Annotated in this window: 12 protein-coding genes; 9 read left to right on the top strand and 3 right to left on the bottom strand. The window is 40.0% G+C overall.

Features of this window, described 5'->3' with window-relative positions:
- Nucleotides 1-132 precede the first annotated feature (132 nt).
- Nucleotides 133-3,630, bottom strand: coding sequence for a hybrid sensor histidine kinase/response regulator (locus ACPF64_RS03230; protein ID WP_426455567.1), 3,498 nt, complete (start codon nucleotides 3,628-3,630; stop codon nucleotides 133-135).
- A 182-nt stretch (nucleotides 3,631-3,812) separates the two neighbouring features.
- Here ACPF64_RS03230 and ACPF64_RS03225 point away from each other — a divergent pair, with 182 nt between their 5' ends.
- The 4 genes from ACPF64_RS03225 (at nucleotide 3,813) to ACPF64_RS03210 (ending at nucleotide 8,861) form a co-directional block, all read left to right on the top strand.
- Complete coding sequence (locus tag ACPF64_RS03225; protein WP_426455566.1) at nucleotides 3,813-4,145, top strand: DUF485 domain-containing protein; 333 nt, start codon at nucleotides 3,813-3,815, stop codon at nucleotides 4,143-4,145.
- 1 nt (nucleotide 4,146) lies between these two features.
- A complete protein-coding gene (locus tag ACPF64_RS03220) occupies nucleotides 4,147-5,862 on the top strand; it encodes a cation acetate symporter (RefSeq protein WP_056482207.1) in 1,716 nt (571 codons plus the stop codon).
- Between the two features lie 171 nt (nucleotides 5,863-6,033).
- A complete protein-coding gene (locus ACPF64_RS03215; RefSeq protein ID WP_426455565.1) occupies nucleotides 6,034-6,726 on the top strand; it encodes an ion channel in 693 nt (230 codons plus the stop codon).
- A 167-nt stretch (nucleotides 6,727-6,893) separates the two neighbouring features.
- Complete coding sequence (locus ACPF64_RS03210; protein WP_005038064.1) at nucleotides 6,894-8,861, top strand: BCCT family transporter; 1,968 nt, start codon at nucleotides 6,894-6,896, stop codon at nucleotides 8,859-8,861.
- Between the two features lie 69 nt (nucleotides 8,862-8,930).
- Here the strand turns inward: ACPF64_RS03210 and omp33-36 are convergent, their stop codons facing one another.
- Nucleotides 8,931-9,839 (bottom strand): porin Omp33-36, encoded by a 909-nt coding sequence (gene omp33-36 / locus ACPF64_RS03205; RefSeq protein ID WP_005038066.1) that lies wholly within the window; start codon nucleotides 9,837-9,839, stop codon nucleotides 8,931-8,933.
- A gap of 1,009 nt (nucleotides 9,840-10,848) precedes the next feature.
- On the opposite strand from omp33-36, the gene ACPF64_RS03200 reads away from it, so the two are divergent.
- The gene (locus ACPF64_RS03200; RefSeq protein WP_426455564.1) at nucleotides 10,849-12,558 is read left to right on the top strand and encodes a GGDEF domain-containing protein; all 1,710 of its coding nucleotides are present in this window, start codon (nucleotides 10,849-10,851) and stop codon (nucleotides 12,556-12,558) included.
- A 40-nt stretch (nucleotides 12,559-12,598) separates the two neighbouring features.
- On the opposite strand, the gene uvrA is transcribed toward ACPF64_RS03200, so the two are convergent.
- Nucleotides 12,599-15,430, bottom strand: a complete 2,832-nt coding sequence (gene uvrA / locus ACPF64_RS03195; RefSeq protein WP_426455563.1) for an excinuclease ABC subunit UvrA — start codon at nucleotides 15,428-15,430, stop codon at nucleotides 12,599-12,601.
- A gap of 295 nt (nucleotides 15,431-15,725) precedes the next feature.
- Here uvrA and ACPF64_RS03190 point away from each other — a divergent pair, with 295 nt between their 5' ends.
- The 4 genes from ACPF64_RS03190 (at nucleotide 15,726) to ACPF64_RS03175 (ending at nucleotide 18,122) form a co-directional block, all read left to right on the top strand.
- A complete protein-coding gene (locus ACPF64_RS03190) occupies nucleotides 15,726-16,328 on the top strand; it encodes a TetR/AcrR family transcriptional regulator (RefSeq protein WP_426455562.1) in 603 nt (200 codons plus the stop codon).
- Nucleotides 16,329-16,331: 3 nt separating this feature from the next.
- Nucleotides 16,332-17,309, top strand: coding sequence for a zinc-binding dehydrogenase (locus ACPF64_RS03185; RefSeq protein ID WP_426455561.1), 978 nt, complete (start codon nucleotides 16,332-16,334; stop codon nucleotides 17,307-17,309).
- Between the two features lie 65 nt (nucleotides 17,310-17,374).
- Complete coding sequence (locus ACPF64_RS03180) at nucleotides 17,375-17,728, top strand: DUF1304 domain-containing protein (RefSeq protein ID WP_004639914.1); 354 nt, start codon at nucleotides 17,375-17,377, stop codon at nucleotides 17,726-17,728.
- A gap of 52 nt (nucleotides 17,729-17,780) precedes the next feature.
- Nucleotides 17,781-18,122, top strand: coding sequence for a GlpM family protein (locus ACPF64_RS03175; protein ID WP_426455560.1), 342 nt, complete (start codon nucleotides 17,781-17,783; stop codon nucleotides 18,120-18,122).
- Nucleotides 18,123-18,153: the final 31 nt, after the last annotated feature.

Here is an 18,153-nt window from a genome sequence, read left to right as displayed (position 1 = left end):
GGAAAGTTTGGTCAATTATTTCTTGGGTAAAAGTAGACTTTTTGAGCAGTTCTGCCTATTGGCTTAAATTAAGCCAATAATTTTTGCCAAGGATCTCTCCCAAACCTATAAAAAGTCTGGAAGAGAAAATATTTAATCTGCTGTGCTGGCAATTTTAAGCCCAGATAACCAAGCTCTTAATGAAGCAGGTTTAAGTGGTTTCTTGAGTAAAACAATATTCAGCTCTTTAAGCTGCTGAGGTAACTCGGGGTGAGAGTCAGCGGTAATTAAAGCAACTGGAATATCCTGCTGTCGATTTTGCATAATAAAATCGACGCCGAGTTGGTTGTTATTCAGGTGTTGGTCGATGAGCCAGACCTGAATATTTTCCTTTTGAATAATCTCAAGCGCTTGTTCGGGTTCAGTGGCTTTAAAGACCTGATAGCCCCATTTACCTAATAAACTACTCATACCTTCTAAAATAGTTTCATCGTTGTCCAGACATAAAATACGGTAGGCTTTGGTTTTTAAAGGTACTGTCTGCACGGTTGGGGTAATGACTTTTGGTGCTTCTACGACTGGAACTTCAATCATAAAGCATGAGCCTTTATCGAGCTGAGAGTAGACATGAACTGGATAATTCAGCAAACCTGTCATACGCTGCACAATAGCCAGCCCTAAGCCTAGACCTTGTTCTCCCCAAGGTGATAGATGTCCACAGCGTTCAAACTCTTGAAACAGTTTAATTCGCTGTTCTTCCGCAATTCCTGGTCCTGTATCCCACACGCCAATACGAATATGACCCGACTGTTGCGCTGAGCGTAGAACACCCACAACTACTTGGCCTTTTGCTGTATAGCGTAAAGCATTGCTGACAAAGTTCTGAATAATACGTCGAATCCATTGGGGATCTGTGTCAATCCAGAAAGATACATCATGAACTTTCAGTGAAATATTTCGCTGAGCAGCAATCGATTTAAACTGTAGTTCAAGATCGCTGAGTAAATCATGTAAAGGATAGGGCTGTCTTTTTGGCTGTATGCTGCCGCCTTCTAAACGGGCAATATCGAGTAGGGCAGAGAGCATGCTTTCTGCACCATATAGAGCACGATCAAGTTGCTGCAAAGTCTGACGGTCTTCTTCTGTTGCAATGCTTTGTTCAAGAACGGTACTAAACAGGCGAGCGGCATGCATGGGTTGTAATAAGTCGTGGCTTGCCGCGGCGATAAAGCGGCTTTTCGACATATTTGCCATATCGGCTTGTTCACGTGCAAGTTGCTGTTCGGTTAAGGCATCGGCAAGCTGCTGGGTTCTGTTTTTTACGCGAGCTTCGAGTATTGCTTCATTCGCACGGAAGGCGGTAATGTCGGCAAACGTAGTAACAAAGCCCCCACCTGAAATAGGGTTACCCCGCATTTGAATAACCCGACCATCTTTACGGATTCGTTCAAATTCATGAGCACTTCCAACTTTCATCCAGTGCAAACGTTTGCGTACATGTTCTTCGACTGAACCAGGGCCACATTCACCGCGTTCAGCGTTATAACGAATTAAGTCGGCAATTGGACAGCCAACGTACACCAAGTCTTTAGGGTAACCAAACAGTTTTAAATATTGATTATTCCATGCCACTAGACACATATTTTTATCAACTACGCTGACACCTTGGGTCATGTGGTCAATCATGGTCATGAGCAGGTTTTGGTTAAAACGTTGCCATTGCGAGGCTTGGTCCAAAATATTAGCAACTTGGCCTAAAGCCAGACCATTATTAATCATTGCTGTAGTGAGCAAAGTACGTGCAGAGGCCGCCCCAATAATGCCGGCTAGATATTGCTCGGTAAACCGCCACCACATACCATTCGCAATGCTATTTTCATTAAGTATTAAATGATTTTGTTCACAGAAATTTTCAAAGGCTTGTGTTGTTGGTTGCTCACCAGTAATTCTTTTGGCAAGTGCAAAGAGATCACCTACTTTTAAACGTGCTGCATCATGCGGTAAATAGGTTAAATCGGTAGAGGTGTGCGGTGATGGCAATGGTTTTGTTTCATAATAGAAGAAACTTTCCGCCTGAATTTGCTCTGCCACACTTGGGCGGTAGAGTTTAGAAATCCAGATATATAAAAGAATATTTAAACCAAGCGACCAAATTACACCATGTGTGAGTGGTGCAAATGATTCAAAGCCAAATAATGATTCAGGGCGTAACGCATTGATTCCAAAAGGACCAAAAAGCAAAATACTCTGAGCCGCTTCCTGATAGGCTTCTGGCAAACTACGTAAGATCGTTGGACATAGTAAAGTATAACTCCACATTAAAAATCCAATGATGAGTCCCGCATATACGCCCTGACGACTTCCACCACGCCAGTACAAACCACCAATAAGAGCAGGGGCAAATTGAGCCACAGCACTAAAAGCCAATAAACCAAATACTGAAAGCTGGTTAATATCATTAAAGAAATGGAAGAATAAAAAACCAAGGAGCATCACTGCAACAATACTAATGCGGCGACTAAACTTAAGAACTTTAGGAAGATGCTTATCATGGCGCGAGAGCACTTTAAAACGCCAGAGCGCAGGCATAATTAAGTCATTACTTAGCATGATAGACAGGGCAACTGACGAAACCAGTAACATACCTGTCGATGCAGAGAACCCACCTAAAAAAGCCAGTAAAGCCAGCCCTTCTTGGTTATAGCTAAGCGGTAATGACAATACGGCAACATCAGGTACAGTCAAGAACTTCGGTGCTGCATGCAGCGCCCAGCTTGCGATCGGAATAATGGCTAAAATTGTTAAAATGAGATAAACCGCAAACCATTTACGCGCACCACGGATATGCTTTTCGTCACGCAGCTCGACTACTGCCACATGAAATTGACGTGGCAGGCAGATAATTGCTAAACCTGCCAATAAGGTCTGAATCCAGAATGTTTCAGGTACTCCAAACAACTGAACTTCCTGAAATGTTTGGTTCACATCGGCTGTAACTTGGACTAGGTTCGCTGGTGTTTCAAAAATAAAAAATAAAGCGACGCAAATGAGTGCGAATAATTTTACAAAAGATTCAAATGCGACGGCGAGCATGAGGCCGCCATGTTGCTCGGTATTGGCGATTTGTCTTGTACCAAAAATCATGGCCAAAATAGCCAGTACACTGGTTAAAAGCAAAACACTATTGGTGGTTGTATGGATATGAGCATTCTGTTCCATAATGACAGACGTACTTAAAGCAATCGCACGTAGCTGTAGGGCCAGATAGGGGATAATTGCGATTACGGCCAAAATGGTAACCAGTGATGCCAAGACACCGCTTTTTCCGTAACGTGCAGCAATAAAGTCGGCAATTGATGAAATAGCATGGTGTTGGCGTACTCGACCTAAACGTCGCCAAATGTCATAGCCGAACCAGACAAATAAAAGCGGACCTAAGTAAATCGGTAAGAAAATCACGCCTTCGCGAACAGCGGCTCCAGTCGCGCCGTAAAATGTCCATGATGAGCAGTAAACACCTAAGGTTAAGCTGAACAAGAACATGCGGCCACGTGTACTCAGACGGCTGGCATGCTTTTCACCAAAAAAAGCACAAATAAATAAGAGTGCTATATAAAGGGTGAGTACCCCAATAATCAGCCAGCTGTTCATATGACTCACATGATTAAAACCTTGTGCCTATCATACCCCAAGCAGAAACAAAGCTATAAATTGATTAAATTTTAACGACCAAAGTCTAAGTTACGAATTACACGGAATTTTGCTAACTTAAATCCTGAGAAACTACTATTAAAAAAGTGGCCAAGGCTGGGCACTGGGCAAGGAGTTTGGTTATGGATCAGAACCAAGTAGAACAGATTCTACACAATCCAAAGTTTCAAAAGATGGTCAAGAAAAAAAGTGCATTAAGTTGGACGCTCACAGTCATCATGTTAGTGCTTTATGTGGGCTTTATGCTACTTGTGGGCTACAACAAAGAATTTTTGATGAGTTCATTTAGTGGTGGTGTTACGACATGGGGAATCCCGCTAGGTTTAGGAATTATTGTTTTATCTTTCCTACTGTGTGGTGTGTATTCCTTCATTGCAAATCACACCCTTGATCAGTTGAGTGAAGAAGCGTTGAAGGAAGTTGAAGCCATCACGCACGATAAAGGACTACACTAATATGAAATGGAATTCATTAAAGGCGAAAGTCTTGCTGACAGCAACATCGCTATATTCAACGGTAGCTATGGCAGGTCCTGACTTAGGTGAAGCTGAGCAACAGGCGACAAACTGGCATGCCATCATCATGTTCTTAATTTTTGTTGGTTTCACTTTGTTCATTACTAAGTGGGCTGCAAAACAAACTCAATCAACACAAGACTTCTATACGGCAGGTGGCGGTATCAGCGGTTTCCAGAATGGTCTGGCAATTGCGGGTGACTATATGTCTGCTGCATCTTTCCTTGGTATTTCTGCACTTGTGTTTAGTTCGGGCTTTGATGGCTTACTTTACTCGCTTGGGTTCATGGTAGGTTGGCCAATCGTTTTATTCTTAATTGCAGAACGTTTGCGTAACCTTGGTAAATATAACCTTTCAGATGTGGTTTCATTTCGTCTTGAAGAAAAACCAGTACGTACTTTAGCTGCGGTCAGTTCACTTGTTGTTGTGGCATTCTATTTGATTGCTCAAATGGTAGGTGCGGGTCAGCTCATCAAATTACTATTTGGTTTGAACTACAACATTGCTGTAGTCATCGTTGGTCTATTAATGATGGCCTATGTAATCTTTGGTGGTATGTTGGCAACGACATGGGTACAAATTATCAAAGCGGTAATGTTACTCAGTGGCGCAACCTTCATGGCATTCATGGTCATGAAAGGAGTTGGCTTTAGTTTCAGCAACATGTTTACCCAATCAATTGAAGTATTCAGTAAAGTGCATGATGTAAGCTTGACCGATGCTGCAAAAATTATGGGGCCAGGTAAACTTGCAGCAAACCCGATTGATGCCTTGTCTCTTGGTTTGGCATTAATGTTTGGTACAGCTGGTTTACCGCACATTCTTATGCGTTTCTTTACAGTAAAAGATGCAAAAGAAGCTCGTAAATCGGTTGTGGTTGCGACAGGTTTTATTGGCTACTTCTACCTTTTAACTTTCATTATTGGTTTCGGTGCGATTCTTTTCGTATCAAACAATCCGCAATTCCTTGACGTTGCAAAAATGGCAGTAACAGGCAAACTTGAGCTTGTTGGTGGTAACAATATGGCAGCCGTGCATTTAAGTGACGCTTTAGGCGGTGACTTATTCATGGGCTTCATTTCAGCAGTAGCGTTCGCCACTATTCTTGCTGTTGTTGCTGGTTTAACACTTTCAGGCGCATCTGCAATCTCTCATGACTTATACGCTAACGTATTCAAAAAAGGTCAAACGACGCCTGCTTCTGAACTTCGTATGTCAAAAATTGCGACACTTGGTTTAGCTATTTTTGCCATGATTTTAGGTATTTTGTTTGAAAAGCAAAATGTGGCGTTCATGGTAGGCTTGGCATTCTCTGTAGCTTGCTGTGCAAACTTCCCAATACTTGTTCTTTCAATGTTCTGGAAAGGTTTAACGACTCGTGGCGCAGTTATTGGTGGTGTGGTTGGTCTTGTAACAGCAGTGGTATTGATTGTGCTATCTAAAGCAGTTTGGGTAGATACTTTAAAAATCTCTGATACACCAATCAATCCATTCAATGGTCCTGCATTATTCGCAATGCCGTTGTCTTTCCTTTGCTGTTGGTTGTTCTCGGTTACCGATAACTCTGCACGTGCTAAAAAAGAGCGTGCTGCTTTCGATGCTCAATATGTTCGTTCAATGACAGGTATTGGGGCATCTGGTGCATCGGATCACTAAGTGCAATATCGTTATCTAATTCTTAAAAAAAGCCCTACGGGGCTTTTTTTATACTTATTTAATTTTCAATTTAGGGCTTAGATATTAATAAAGAACAACTTGTTTGCCTTGTTTTGTGTACAGTATGATTTGCTAGACCTCAAAAAGCATAATGAAACAAGGAAAATAATAATGCGATCTATCATCGAGTTCTGGGCGAGCTTTCGATTGCTACCTTCTGCATGGTTGCTGCTTGTGCAATTTATCTTACTCATTTTGGCTATGCTGACTTTTCATGATGTATTTTACCGCACCCTTACATGGGCTTTAGGGGTGCTGGCGCTACTTATTATTGCCAAGGTTATTCGTCAAACCCCAATGTTTACTTTTCTCGGGTTAACATTTGTGAGTGGGGCGATTATATCCTCGGTATTTATTTTATTGGGTTATGGCAATTTATACGTTCAGGTTTTTGCACATGGCTGTGAAGCGCTAGCCTACTTTTCAGCAGCTTATGGCTTATTTCGTTATATGTTTGCCGATCAGTATTTAACAAGAGATGAGTTGTTTGCGGCAGCAGCAGTTTTTACGCTTATTGCTTGGGGTTTTGCATTTTTATATAACATTTGTCAGCTTATTCTTCCGTCTAGCTTTCAAAATCCAAATAACGTTCACCATTTACAGACGTGGTTAGATCTATTATTTCTCAGCTTTAGCTTGCAATCGGCTACAGGTTTATCTGACTTAATGCCTCTGAGCCCACCAGCGCGCGTTTTAGCCATGCTCCAAATGTTCTGTGGAGTTATGTATTTGGCCTTAATCGTAACTCGATTAATTGCTTTACAATATATTACCCACCTCCCTAAAAAAAAATCAGATAAATAATGGAGGAGGTGTTTTAATTTATTTACACCTTTGTAACTGCAATATTCTTTAAGTTTATTTAAAGTGTTATCGGCTTTCTCTATTGAAAGCCCTAGCTTTGTTCATTCTATGAATATCTTATCGGCATTTAAGCCTGTCACTTGTCATTAAAATAACATGGAGGATTTATGCCTTCCAAACAGTCCAGTTGGTTCGCAAACGTTAATCCTAACGTATTTTTTGGTACGGTCATTATTATTGCTTTGTTTTTAGCAGTAGTGGTGATTGCTCCGAGTTCTTTTGAGCTTCTAACGCAACAATTAAAACAATGGATCACTGATTCATTTAGCTGGTTTTATGTTTTGTCTGTTGCTTTCTTTCTCATCTTATTGATTTATATCGCCTGTTCATCGATTGGACGTATTAAATTAGGGCCTGATCATAGCCAGCCTGATTATAATAATGGGTCCTGGTTCGCCATGCTGTTTACAGCAGGGATGGGGATTGGGTTGATGTTCTTCGGTGTTGCTGAACCCGTCATGCATTACGTTACCCCGCCAAGTGGTGAGGCACAAACCATTGATGCAGCACAGCAAGCACTAAGAGTAACCTTTTTCCACTGGGGGTTACATGCGTGGGCGATTTACGCTGTAGTCGGACTGGCTTTAGCTTACTTTGCCTATAGACATAATTTACCTTTAAAGACCCGTTCCGCACTTTATCCTCTGATTGGAAAAAAGATTTATGGCCCATTGGGCGATAGCATTGATATTTTTGCAACGATTGGAACTGTATTTGGTGTCGCGACATCTCTTGGCTTTGGGGTAACGCAGATCAATTCTGGTTTGCATTATTTATTTGGTGTAGAGCAAAGTACTCATGTTCAAGTTCTACTCATTATTTTTGTGAGTATTCTGGCCTCTTTATCTGTATTTTTAGGTCTAGATAAAGGTGTAAAACGTTTATCAGAAATAAACTTAGTTTTAGCTGTAATTCTCTTAGTATTTATTTTTATTGCTGGCCCAAGCATTTATTTACTCCAAACCACTATTCAAAATACTGGGCAATACCTCTCTAATCTTTTTACCATGACGTTCAATTTATATGCCTATCAGCCAAATGGATGGATTGGGGGCTGGACGATCTTGTATTGGGCTTGGTGGATTTCTTGGTCGCCATTTGTTGGAATGTTCATTGCCCGCGTATCACGTGGTCGTACCATTCGAGAATTTATTGTTGGGGTTTTGCTTATCCCAACTGGCTTTACCATTATCTGGATGGGCTTTTTAGGAAATGCTGCGTTATTTAGCATTATCCATGAGCATCAAACCACCTTAATTCAGGCGGTTCAACAAGATTCATCAGTCGCATTATTTGAATTTTTAAATCATTTACCTTTCTCTGGGGTAATGAATGTCTTGGCAACTGTTTTAGTGGTTTTATTTTTTGTGACCTCGGCCGACTCAGGTGCATTAGTCACCGACTATTTAACTGCAAAAACAGAAAACTCACCGACTTGGCAACGTCTGTTCTGGACAGTGCTTATGGCTGTACTCGCCATTATTTTATTATTGGTGGGTGGGTTGGCTGCACTTCAGTCCTCAATCATTATGAGTGCATTACCATTTACTGTCGTCATGCTGTTAATGAGCTGGGGACTAATAAAGGCCTTGCATCTTGATGTCACTAAAATGACCGCTATTCAGGAAGCACGAATTACACCGCGTGCTATTCATAATCCACGAAGCTGGCAACAGCGTCTAGGATTAATCATGCACTATCCTCATAGTGAAGACGAAGTAAAGCAATATATTGAAAATCAGGTAAGCCGTGCTTTTGAAAATATTAAGCATGAGTTGAAACGCCGTCATTTAGAAGTCTCAATTAGTCAGCTTGAAGATGGTATGCAGCTTAGGGTAGACCATCACAATGAAATTAATTTTATTTATAAAGTTGTTTCACGTGAAACATTGCCACCAAGTTTTCTTATGGGGCGTATAGAAGCAGAAGATGGGCAATATTTTCAGGCTGAAGTGTTTTTACGAGAAGGTGGCCAGAACTATGATGTAATGGATTGGACGCAAGAAGATTTAATTCAAGACATTATTGATCAATACGAACGTCATCTGTATTTCTTAAATATTGTACGAAGCTAATATTTAGGTGTATAGGTATAAAAAAAGGACTCTATTGAGTCCTTTTTTTAATTCGATTTCTAAATTAAATTAGAAACGGAATTTAGTATTTAAACCGATAGTTTGTGTATCGTAGCTAGTAGACGCATTTTTAACGTCAGCTTTCATGTACGATGCACCAACTGCTAAAGCAGGAGTAATGAAGTAGTTTACGTTACCACCCCAAGCTTGACGGAATTCACCAAGGTCATTACCTTTGATGTCAGCTACGCCATCGTTACCCACGAAAGATGCGCCAACACTTAACTTAGGAGTTAAGTAAAGGTCAGTTTTTAAACCGTATTGGTTTTCTTCACCGAAAGCACCAGCAGCTTCAAAACCGATTGCCATGTTAGTTCCATCGATTGGACCTACATATTTAGCACGTGCAGTAATAGCATCTTGGTCATTTTGGATCGCAGCAGTTTGGTTTACAGCAGAGTAGATACCGTTGCTGATGATGCCAAAGTTGTCTAAAGCGAATTGGTTAGCAACACTTGTATAACCGACAGTCATCAAGAAGTTAGGTAACAACATAGCACCAACTTCTAATGCATAACGGTCACCGTTATCATCTTTAGAGAAGTTGTTTTTACCATCAACATCAGTATGGTTGTAAGTTGCGCTAGCATATACAGGAAGGTAAGGAGTAGGAACGTAAGCCTCACCTTTAACGCCGTATGTACCAACGTGGTAGTTTAAACCATTGTTTTGGTCATACTGTTGGTAGCTATAACCTAAAGATACGCTAGAAGCTTGGTTCAAGAAAGCTGCTTCAGCTAATGGACCTTTAGCGGTATCAACATTTTTTAAATAGAATGTACCAGCAACGTCACCAGTGAAGTTTTTATCATTTGCAGTTGTGTCAACATATTCAGATTGACCTTGAACTTCAAATTGATAAGCATGAGCACCGGTCATGGCTAATAATACAGCAGTGGCTAAACCAAGTTTTTTCATAATCATTTCCAGCAATAACAAGAGATAAAGCTGGGGTCATTGTATTGTAACAATTTATGAAGTCAATAATGAAAAAAAAGGAATGTTAAAGATATTTGACACTTATGTTAAAATTGGTGAAAAACTAATCAAATGAAAAGTAAATTGTCAACCTGATAAAAAAATGAACATTTACAAGAGGCTAATAATTATATTTCATAGGGAATTTAGAAGTAAATGTTTAAAAGTTATTACAATTGTGATTGGAAAAATAGATTAATGTGATCGGTTTTAACATTAATAAAAGTATAATATTGTTTACAATGCGAATAAAAAATCATCGTTTTCTTATCGAATTTGTAATATTTTGAGGAATAGTTAACAATATTTGGATTAGTTTAACTAAAAAATTTAACTATTTTTAATTATTATATAAGTGAATAAAATAAAAGAAATCTCTATTTTAAGTTGAAAAATCGATTAAATTTTGAATTCTGATTAATTTAATCGACTTTACAAAAGTAGAGATAAGTCACATAATTCAATTGCAAAGTTCACTACCTAACGTTTTTAGGATTTAAAGTGCTTTCCTAGATACGATGTGTGTAGCACATCAGATTTTACGAGCTCAGCTTTCCCCAAGGTTGAGCTTTTTTTTATCTATAAGAAAATCTTAAAATTATAAGAAAAGTTATATGAAATTTATTGGAAAATAATAGATCAAAAAGAACCCAGCTTAAAGCTGGGCAATGGATGCTGGGAGAAGTGCATCCAAGAGGATAACTAAATATGTTTTACTATCATTGCTAAAAATTTTTAATCTGTAAAATAGAGTTTTTTTATAAATATCATTTAATTTTTCGATCCCGTTTATTATTTAAGCTTACTAAAAGGTAGGAAACGTATAATTATTAAAAGAGAAATGAAGGGTTTATTGATGAAATTCTAGTTATTAAAATGCTAGGATGGATTTAAGCCTAATTTATATCGTAGTAAAAATGGCAGGACATTTACGGAGTACCAGCTAGAAATGTCAGGGTTACGTTCAGAGCACATTAGTAATCGACTGTTCTTTTTTATGCTGGTTATTATTTTGTCCTTATTATTCATGGCGATCCCCCTCATTGTGGGAAGCTATCAGGATTATATAAAAACTAGACAAGCCTTAGCCGAAATAAAAAGCTTAAGAGCTGTAGCCGATATTGCCTATAAAGTTTCTAAGGAGCGTGCTCCAGCCAACAAAATGATGTCGAGCAGTTCTCATGATTTATTAAAGAATCAGCAAGAATTAAAAAAATTTCGTTTAATTGTTGATGCGCAAATTGATACAAGTATCCTTATCTTACAACAAGCAGGTTATGTTTCATTAGCAAATGAGCTGCAAACCAACTTCAAAGAAAATCTTAGACAAGCTCGGTATGTGGTCGACTATTATGGTGAAATTCCATATGGAGCGCGAAATTCCGTCCAAATGGATAATGCCATTTTAGGGATGTTTGGAGCATGGGATAATTGTAGGGAAATACTGCAAAAACTGATGTTACAGCTAAAAAGTAAAGATAGCCGTATTTCTAATTATTTTACGCTGATTATAGTTCTGACCGATATGCGAGATCAGGCCGGACGTATGGCATCTAATATTATCGCTCCTGTGAGCTTTAATGAAGAAATTCCAAGTAATAATCGTGCGCGTTCTCTACAAACTCAGCATCAATCTAGATATCTATGGATTTTGGTTGATACCTTGCAGCCTGAACAGGCAAAGACCCCAGAATACCGTCGGTTATATTCCCGCGTGAAATCAGAATTTATCGACAAAGGTATTCCGATTGTAGAAAAGTTATTAGAAGAAAGCCAAAAAGGGGAGCCATATTATTTAAATGGCACTCAATTGACAGAAGCAATCGTGGGTAAATTTACCACTGTGGTTGATTTACAAAGTTATATTCTTGATGAAAGTGTTGTAATTGCCACTCAAGAAAATGTAATTGCTCGAAATGATTTTCTCTTAACGTTATTAATTTCTTTAATTTCTTTAGCCACAGCGTTACTTACGCTTAATTATGCACAAAGAAGAGTGTTTTCTCCTTTAATTAAAGCGAGGACTTTAATTTTAGATTTATCGCATAGTTCTGATCATTGGACAGATGAGATGAATGTAACAACAAAAGGTGAATTTTTTTCCCTATTTGAAGCGATTGATCGATTACAGCGTATGTTGCAACAACGCGATGCTTTTGAATTTCAATTAAAGAATATTGCCAATACAGATCCATTAACTGGTGTGTCCAATCGTTTAGCTTTATCTGAATATTTAAAAATTGTTGAAAGTTACCCTCAAAAATTTACGCAGACTTGTTTAATGATTATAGATATTGATCGTTTTAAACAGGTGAATGACCAATATGGGCATATTGTAGGTGATCATGTCATTGTTAATATTGCCGAGCAATTAAAGCAAAATATAAGAAGTTCAGATTTAATTGTCCGTTATGGTGGAGATGAATTTTTAATATTGTTAGAGCAGGTGCAATTTGTAGATGCTCGCCTTTTGGCAGAAAAAATTCGTATTGCGATTTCTTTACAAGAAATTGATTTGTCAGGTTCAGATGAAAAATTGCATGTGTCTGTGAGTATTGGTTTTGCGATAGGAGCGGCGAGTTGGATAGAGCTCTTAGAGAAAGCTGACCGTTCACTATTAAGAGCTAAAGCCCGAGGGCGAAATGCAGTTGAGGGATAAAAAAAGCCGGAAATGATTTCCGGCTTTTTCATTCAATAAATTACTTCAACATCGGCTTTAAGAAACGGCCCGTATGGGAAATCTCGACCTCTGCCACTTGTTCAGGTGTGCCTTCGGCAATGATCATCCCACCGCCTGAACCACCTTCAGGGCCTAAGTCGACAACCCAGTCTGCTGTTTTAATCACATCAAGGTTATGCTCAATCACCACAATGGTATTACCCTTGTTGCGTAGCTCGTACAAAATGTCGAGTAGCTTGGCAATATCATGGAAATGTAAGCCTGTCGTCGGTTCATCCAAGATATATAAGGTTTTACCCGTATCACGTTTTGCTAACTCGCGAGCTAATTTAACGCGTTGCGCTTCACCACCTGAAAGTGTCGTTGCAGCTTGACCTAAACGAATATATCCCAGACCTACTTGCATTAAAGTATCTAAACGACGATGAATCACAGGAATTGCATTAAAGAACTCAGCCGCATCTTCAACGGTCATTTCTAATACGTCTGAAATGTTCTTGCCTTTATAACCAACTTCTAAAGTTTCACGGTTATAACGCTTGCCATGACAAGCATCACAAGGCACATACATATCAGGTAAGAAGTGCATCGCGACCTTGATCATGCCATCGCCTTCACAAGCTTCACAACGTCCACCTTTCACGTTAAACGAGAAACGACCTGCGCTATAACCACGCGCTTTGGCTTCAGGCGTTTGCGCAAATAACTCACGAATAGGCGTAAATAAACCTGTATAGGTAGCAGGGTTAGAACGTGGGGTACGACCAATTGGACTTTGGTCAATATCAACCACTTTATCTAAATGCTGTAAGCCATCAATCGAATCAAACTTTTCTGCGGTCAGCGTGGTTGCACCATTGAGCTGTGTTGCTGCTAATGGAAGCAAAGTACGGTTAATCAGTGTTGATTTACCGGAACCTGAAACGCCCGTCACACAGGTCATGATGCCAAGTGGAATGGTGAGATCGACATTCTGTAGGTTGTGACCACTTGCACCAGAGAGTTTGATGAACTCATCTGGGCGTGGTGATTGGGTACGTTGCGCAGGTATCGCAATTTTTAGGCTACCTGAAAGATATTTACCTGTAAGAGAGTCTTTATTGTTCGCAATCTCGTCATAGCTACCTTCACCGATAATGACACCGCCGTGAATCCCTGCACCCGGTCCGATATCAATAATATGATCTGCAGCACGAATTGCATCTTCATCGTGTTCAACCACAAGCACGGTATTGCCGAGATCGCGTAAGCGAATTAAGGTTTGTAGTAGGCGATCATTATCACGTTGATGCAGACCGATCGATGGTTCATCGAGTACATACATCACGCCCATCAAACCTGCACCAATTTGCGAAGCGAGACGAATACGCTGAGCTTCACCGCCTGACAAGGTTTCTGCTGAACGAGCGAGACTGAGATAATTTAAGCCGACACTGACGAGGAAGTGTAAACGCTCGCGAATCTCTTTAAAGATTTTATCGGCGATTTCACCTTTAGCGCCTTCAAGATTGAGATCTTGATAATAGTTTTCAGCATCACCAATCGACATCTTGGTGATTTGTGCAATCGTCTTATCTTTGACCCGAACGTTGCGTGAAATTTCATTTAGACGCGAACCGTCGCAGGCATCGCAAGCGGCATTAGATAAATATTGAGCTAAATCGTCTCGTACATAGTTACTTTCAGTTTCACGGTAACGACGTTCAAGGTGCGGCAAAATTCCTTCAAAAGGTTGTACGCGCGTGTGTTTGCGGCCACGTTCATCGATATAACTTAAATCGACTTTTTCTTTGCCCGTACCTTGTAAAAATTTCTTTTGAGTATCTTTATCTAACTGGTTCCAAGGTGTATCAAGTTGGAAACCAAAATGGTCGGCAACTTTTTGCAGCATCGAATAATAATATGGACGTTGACGATCCCAACCGCGGATAGCACCTTCACTAATCGCAAGCTCAGGATTTGGAATGAGCTTTTCAGAGCTAAAATGACTGCGTGTACCTAAACCATCACAAACAGGGCAGGCACCAAACGGGTTGTTAAATGAAAATAAACGAGGCTCAAGTTCTGCTACAGCTCGATCACATTTAGGACATGAGTGTTTTGCAGAAAAAACGCGGTCTGGGTGTTCGCCATTCATCCATGACAAAACCGCAATATCACCACCTAAACGTAAAGCAGTTTCAAATGATTCGGCAATACGGTTACCTAAATCTTCGCGTACTTTAAAACGGTCAACAACAACTTCAATGGTGTGCTTTTTCTTTTTGTCGAGTTCAGGTGGCGTATCAATATCAATGATTTCGCCATCAACACGCGCACGAACAAAACCTTGTCCTTGTAGCTGTTCGAACAAGTTGCTGTATTCACCTTTACGTTCACGAACTACAGGGGCAAGCAACATCAGTGCTGTGCCTTCTTCAAGTGTTTTTACTGCATCGACCATTTCAGAAACAGTTTGTGCAACCATCGGCAAGTCGTGTTCAGGGCAGTAAGGTGTACCGACACGCGCATAAAGCAGGCGCAAATAGTCATAAATTTCAGTAATAGTACCCACGGTTGAACGTGGGTTATGACTGGTAGATTTTTGCTCAATCGCAATCGCTGGAGATAAACCTTCAATCGAGTCTACTTCAGGCTTTTCCATTTGCGATAAAAACTGACGGGCATAGGCTGAAAGTGATTCGACGTAGCGGCGTTGTCCTTCGGCGTAAAGGGTATCGAAGGCAAGAGAAGATTTTCCTGAACCTGATAACCCCGTAATTACCACAAATTTATCGCGTGGAATATCGAGAGACACATTTTTTAAATTATGGGTACGTGCGCCTCGAATACGGATATGACTTTGGCTCATAAAACATCTCAATTATGTATTAATGAAAATTTAGGTGTTGATTGATCAGTCTCGTGCAGTGTGACTGGTTATAAACAACCGACCCTATATATGATAACGATTTAAAATTGTTCAAGTGGTACAAAATGATTTAAAGCGACAAATTGTGACGGTTAAACGACAATCGACAAAATTTGTTTAATTAAGCAGGTTGTATTTTTAACATTCCTCTCTTTTGATTTCTACTCTTAGCAAATTTTAATGAGCAACATAATTTTACTAGACGACTGGTCTAATAGTGGGGTATTGTGTATGCATGAAACGATTAAATAAAAGTGAAACCACGCGACAACACATTTTGGATACCAGTTTTGAGCTGGTATTACACAAAGGATTTGTCGGCGTTGGTTTACAAGAAATCTTAAAGGCTTGTGACGTACCTAAAGGTTCGTTCTATCACTACTTTGCTTCGAAAGAGGCGTTTGGCTGTGCGTTGCTAGAGCAATACATGGCTGACTATAAAGTTCGTATGGAACAGCTTTGGCAGCACAGTGAACAAAGTGCCCACGCCCGTTTAATGGCGTTATGGCAGGCATGGATTGATGATCCGGTAAATGGTAGCTGGGCTGAAAACTGCCTGATTGTGAAGTTGGCGGCAGAGGTTTCTGACTTGTCAGAAGATATGCGCCAAATTCTCAATGACGGTGTGCACAAATTAACGCAACGTTTGGCTTTGCTACTCAAAGAAGGCCAACAACAAGGATCAATTCCAAAACATATTGATCCTTTAAAAACTGCGCAAGTCATGTATCAGTTATGGTTAGGTGCTGCTTTACTCACAAAATTGTCGCAAGACAAAGCACATCTATATCTAGCTTTAGAAACTACCCAACAACTCTTAAAACCGATAGAGGAATAAAGCATGCGAAGTATTATCCATGGTAATTTTGGCGAACCTGTAGACGTTTTAGAGCAGGCGGATATGCCAAAGCCAGAACCAAAAGCAGGCGAAGTTCGTATTAAAACAATCATGTCTCCAATCCATAATCATGATGTATGGACGGTACGTGGAAGTTATGGCTACAAGCCTACTTTACCCGCTATTGGTGGTAGTGAAGCTGTTGGTATTGTAGATGCGCTGGGTGAAGGCGTTACTCATGTACAGGTAGGTCAACGTATTGCAGTTGCAGCTGTGCATGGTAGTTGGGCTGAATACTTTATTACACCAGCTCAAGGGCTTATTCCACTCAATAATGAAATTGATGACGAAACAGCAGCACAGCTGATTGGTATGCCAATTAGTGCCCTCATGCTGTTGGACTTTGTAAATGTTCAACCGGGTCAATGGTTAATTCAAAACACAGCGAATGGTGCAGTAGGTAAAACGGTTGCCATGATTGCGCAGGCACGTGGTTTACCCGTAATTAATTTAGTTCGTCGTACTGATGCAATTGCAGAGATGCAAGCATTAGGCATTCAACATGTTGTAGCAACCGATCAGGCTAACTGGAAAGAGCAAGTTAAACAGCTTCATGGTGACCAACCTTTAATTGCTGGCGTGGACTCGATTGGCGGAAGTGCAAGTGGTGAAATGCTGAACTTGCTTAGTGAAAATAGCCTATTGGTTTCGTTTGGAAGTATGACAGGTGAAACCATGCAAATTTCATCTGGTGATCTCATCTTTAAACAAGCAACTGTAAAAGGTTTCTGGGCGAGTGTGGTCAACAAAGAAATGCCAGCAGAACGCAAAAAAGAGCTTATTGTTGAGTTATTAACGTTAGCAACTCAGAAAAAATTAACTCTGCCTGTTGAAGGTGTATTTAGTTTTGATGAGATTAAAACTGCTGCCCAAAAAGCGACACAAGGTGCTCGCCAAGGCAAAGTATTGTTAAAGCCGTAAAACACTAAAAGATCAGTCGAGAGACTGATCTTTTTTCATATCTTTAAAATAAAAAGGAAAATTGTATGATCGGACAAGTTTTAGTGGGTTTAATTGCAATATTACATGTCTATATTTTGGTGTTAGAGATGTTTTTGTGGGACAAGCCCTATGGCATGAAAGCCTTTGGAAATAATGCAGAAAAAGCAAAACTCACCAAAGTGATGGCACAAAACCAAGGTCTTTATAATGGCTTTTTGGCTGCGGGTTTATTCTGGGCTTTATTTGCAGATGCACCGTTTGCGACATCCATTGCTAATTTCTTTTTAGGCTGTGTGCTCATTGCAGGTATCTATGGTGGACTGACTGCCAGTAAAAAGATTATTTATATTCAGGCAGTTCCAGCACTGATTGCTTTGGTCGCTGTTAATTTTCTCTGAAAAGCGCACAATACAGCGTTTTGATATGGAAATGACCAGATAGGATAAGCGCATGTGGGCGTTATTTTTAAAATGTATGTTGGGGGCTGGGGTTGTCCTCATTATTTCGGTTTTATCGAAAAGTAAGGCATTTTATATTGCAGGTTTAGTCCCGCTTTTTCCTACATTCGCTTTGATTGCTCATGTGATTGTTTATCAGCAAAAAGGAGTTGAGGCTTTACAGAAAACAGCTCTGTTTGGTCTATGGTCACTTATTCCATATGCCATTTATTTAGTGGCGGTCTATGTACTTGCAACGCGTCTGTCGATGTGGTCATGTCTAGGTCTGGCAACACTGTGTTGGGTAGTTGCCGCGGCAGGTTTAATTTATGGCTGGCAACTATTTCAGCATTAAAAGATTAAGAGATAGCCCTTAATCTTTTAAA

This window comes from Acinetobacter sp. KB005 (assembly GCF_049949095.1).
Classification (GTDB): Bacteria; Pseudomonadota; Gammaproteobacteria; order Pseudomonadales; family Moraxellaceae; genus Acinetobacter; species Acinetobacter calcoaceticus.
The sequence above is the reverse complement of the archived record's forward strand: the minus strand, read 5'-3'. Positions and strand labels throughout refer to the sequence as shown.